Source organism: uncultured Succinivibrio sp. (assembly GCF_902756765.1).
Classification (GTDB): domain Bacteria; phylum Pseudomonadota; class Gammaproteobacteria; order Enterobacterales; family Succinivibrionaceae; genus Succinivibrio.
Map to the genome: position 1 here is coordinate 1 of NZ_CACVSS010000158.1, position 2955 is coordinate 2955.

A 2955-nucleotide genomic window follows, 5' to 3' on the forward strand; every position below is an offset into this window, starting at 1 on the left:
CTTTCAAAAGCAAAACAGCAGACCGTAAAACTCATAAATCTGCTTGAAGCAAAACTTGAGAAAGGAGCTTATATCTATACAGCAGGAGCCAATGACGGTGGCGGTAAAAGTGCTAATTCACTGTTAAAGCCACTAGGGGCTACTCTAAAGATAGATCTTGCAAGAAAATGTACTCTTTTTAAGGCCATTTTTGAAAGCGAGGTTAATACCTACTCTGAGCCAAAGGATATAGACGTAACTGTAGGAGATATTTCAATAAAGCTTCATCAGGACACGGCGGTATTCTCTCAGGGAAAGCTTGATAAGGGAACCGAGCAGCTTTTATCCTGTCTTAAAAAGATTGTCCCACAGGGAAAAGCACTTGATCTTGGCTGCGGATGCGGTGTGGTTGGAATCTTCCTCTCAAAGCTAGGATTCAAGGATGTAACCAGTTCAGATGTTTCAGCTGCAGCGCTGCATCTTACAGAGAAAAACACCCAGTTAAATAATGTTTCTGATGTAAAGACCGTCGCAGCCGATATGTTAAGCGGTCTTGATAAATATGACGTTATTGCAGTAAATCCACCTTTCCACGTAGGAATTTCCACAACTACTGCTCCGACCGTAAACATGATTATCAATGCGCCGGAGCATCTTAACAATGGTGGAGTTCTGTACATGGTTGCAAACTCGCACTTAGGCTATGGAGAAATCCTAAAACAGAATTTCTCAAGTGTTGAGATTCTAAACTCAAGCAATACCTTTACAGTCTACAAGGCTCAAAACCTATAATATTAAAGACTGAATTAAAAACACCTGTTATATCACAGGTGTTTTCTATTTTTGTAAAAGGTAAGAAATAACTTTTCTTGCCTTTTTAAATGTGTAAATTCCATGGCATTACACTTTCCAATACCTCTTTTGAGATTGAGTCGGATTTATAACCAATGATGGTGCCTCGGTTATCCTTTTCAAATTCAATCTCACTCATATGCTCGGTCATGACTGAAATAGCTTTTCTCATGTATGTTTCAAATTCAACACCGTGCATCTGGGCAGTTTTATATAGTGAATAAAATAATGCCAGATTATCTGCTCCTCTAAAGGTATCTGAGGCAAGCATACTGTTTCTCAGGATATCCAACTCTCTGAATCTGGATTCAACTGCATTGTTATGCATCAGACCATATGGTGAATCCAGGAAAGTCTTCAGAGCTGCTTCATTGTTTACAATATAACCAATTGCTGCTTTTAACTTTTTAGAGCATTGCCTTTTTGGCTCTTCATCTTTCTTTGTGGTTATATCTGCATAGATCCTTCTTGCATCTGCGCAGATTTCCTCAATCAGAGGCCGCAGCTCTCTGTTCTTTAGTACAACTATGTCCAAAGATGGATTGTGCTTACACCTTGCAGTGATATCATTACAGATATGAAATGCATTAGAGATTTTGTCAACGAAACTTTGGGCATCCTTCAAGTCCTGCTCCCATTTCATTTTTTCAAATTCTCTGCATGGATTTCCATCCTCATCCATTCCATAATTCAACAGAATACAATAGTATCGCTTAACATGAATCCAACAGATTCCATGCTGAAACAGCTCTTTTACCTCATCTCCTTCAGCATTTTCAAGGTTAAACAGTACCTTATAGAAGCCATCTGAGGTGACAAATGCATCCTCTGCCAAGCCGTTTTTCTTCAGTATTTCCTTTGGAATATCAGAATCTCTGTAAGGATCGTGATAATACAGGCATACGTATTTACCTCCTATGACAGCATAGAAGTACGTCCTCAAAGTCTTAGCCTTAGACTTCTGTGATTTATGTTTCTTCGATTTAGTCCTGTCATCTGGAGGTGACTTTGTCAGTAACCTTCGTTCTCGTGTACTATGGTAGGTCTCATCTATACCGATTTGTTTCTCAAGTCTGATATAGCTTTCCATATGTTTGAATATTGGCATCAGTAAACATGCGGTTATATTGATGTCTTTATATATCTGCTGCTTACTTAGGGTTACACCATATTCATAAAGAGCATTGGCTATTCTGTAAACCGGATCTTTCAATCCTATCCAGAGATATAAGACAAAAGACATCAGACTTACACTAACCTGAGTCTTCTTTAGATAATCAGTTTTGGCACATACTGCAGTCTGCCTCTGTGAGACAGCTACAGCATTTCCTTGCTCGTCAACTGGTTCATACTCTAGTTTGTAATACTGAATTTCAAGTAAGGTTATATCGATTTCAGTTTTTACAGATGAAGCTAGAGTTCTTGTGTAGCGGTATCTTTTTCCATCAATGCCTTCAAAGACTGTTCCTATCTTCTGTTCTGCCTCTTCTTTTGTAAGCTCTTCACCGTTATAGCCGATTACTTTTACCTGCTGTTCGGTCTTGAAAGCTTTCTGAGGCTTGGCTTTTTCTTCTTTAGGAATATCTTTATCGTGGTTCTTATCAGCTGAATTGACGCCTTTCTTCTTCTCAGAGCGACGCCCGTTGATATTCTCATCATTGGCTTTTCGACTGTCGAATGCTTTATTGGCGTATTGTCCTGTCAGTTTCTCAATAAGCCTATTCTGTTCTTCAAATTTCTTTGATTGTTCAGCGAACAGCTCAAATAGAATTTTAAAAAGACTTAATAAGGTATTAAAAAGAGTGGCAAGTACAGGCTGACCTTTAGTCTCCTTTTTTACCTGCTTTGATATCTCATCAAAACTAGTTTTAAGTTCTTTGATATCCACTCTTTTTCCCTTTATTACAATACCTATACCTGTATTATAACAAAGTGATTTTATTGATTTTTTTTAAGGTTTATTTCTAAGTGTCTGACCATCTTTAAAAGATCTGTAAAGGCTATTTCCAGATCTGTAGAGATCGACAGCATTCTTAAATGACAAAATTCGACACCTCAAAAAAGACCTCTTTAAAACAGCGTTATATTGCGTTTAACAGGTGTTTTTTCAAAGCAATAAAAAAA

Annotated in this window: 2 protein-coding genes; one reads left to right on the forward strand and one right to left on the reverse strand. The window is 37.8% G+C overall.

Features of this window, described 5'->3' with window-relative positions:
- Positions 1-771: methyltransferase (locus QZU45_RS11865; RefSeq protein ID WP_295355560.1), on the forward strand; the 771-nt coding region annotated here is incomplete at its 5' end.
- 85 nt (positions 772-856) lie between these two features.
- On the opposite strand, the gene QZU45_RS11870 is transcribed toward QZU45_RS11865, so the two are convergent.
- The gene (locus tag QZU45_RS11870; RefSeq protein WP_295355562.1) at positions 857-2719 is read right to left on the reverse strand and encodes a transposase; all 1863 of its coding nucleotides are present in this window, start codon (positions 2717-2719) and stop codon (positions 857-859) included.
- Positions 2720-2955: the final 236 nt, after the last annotated feature.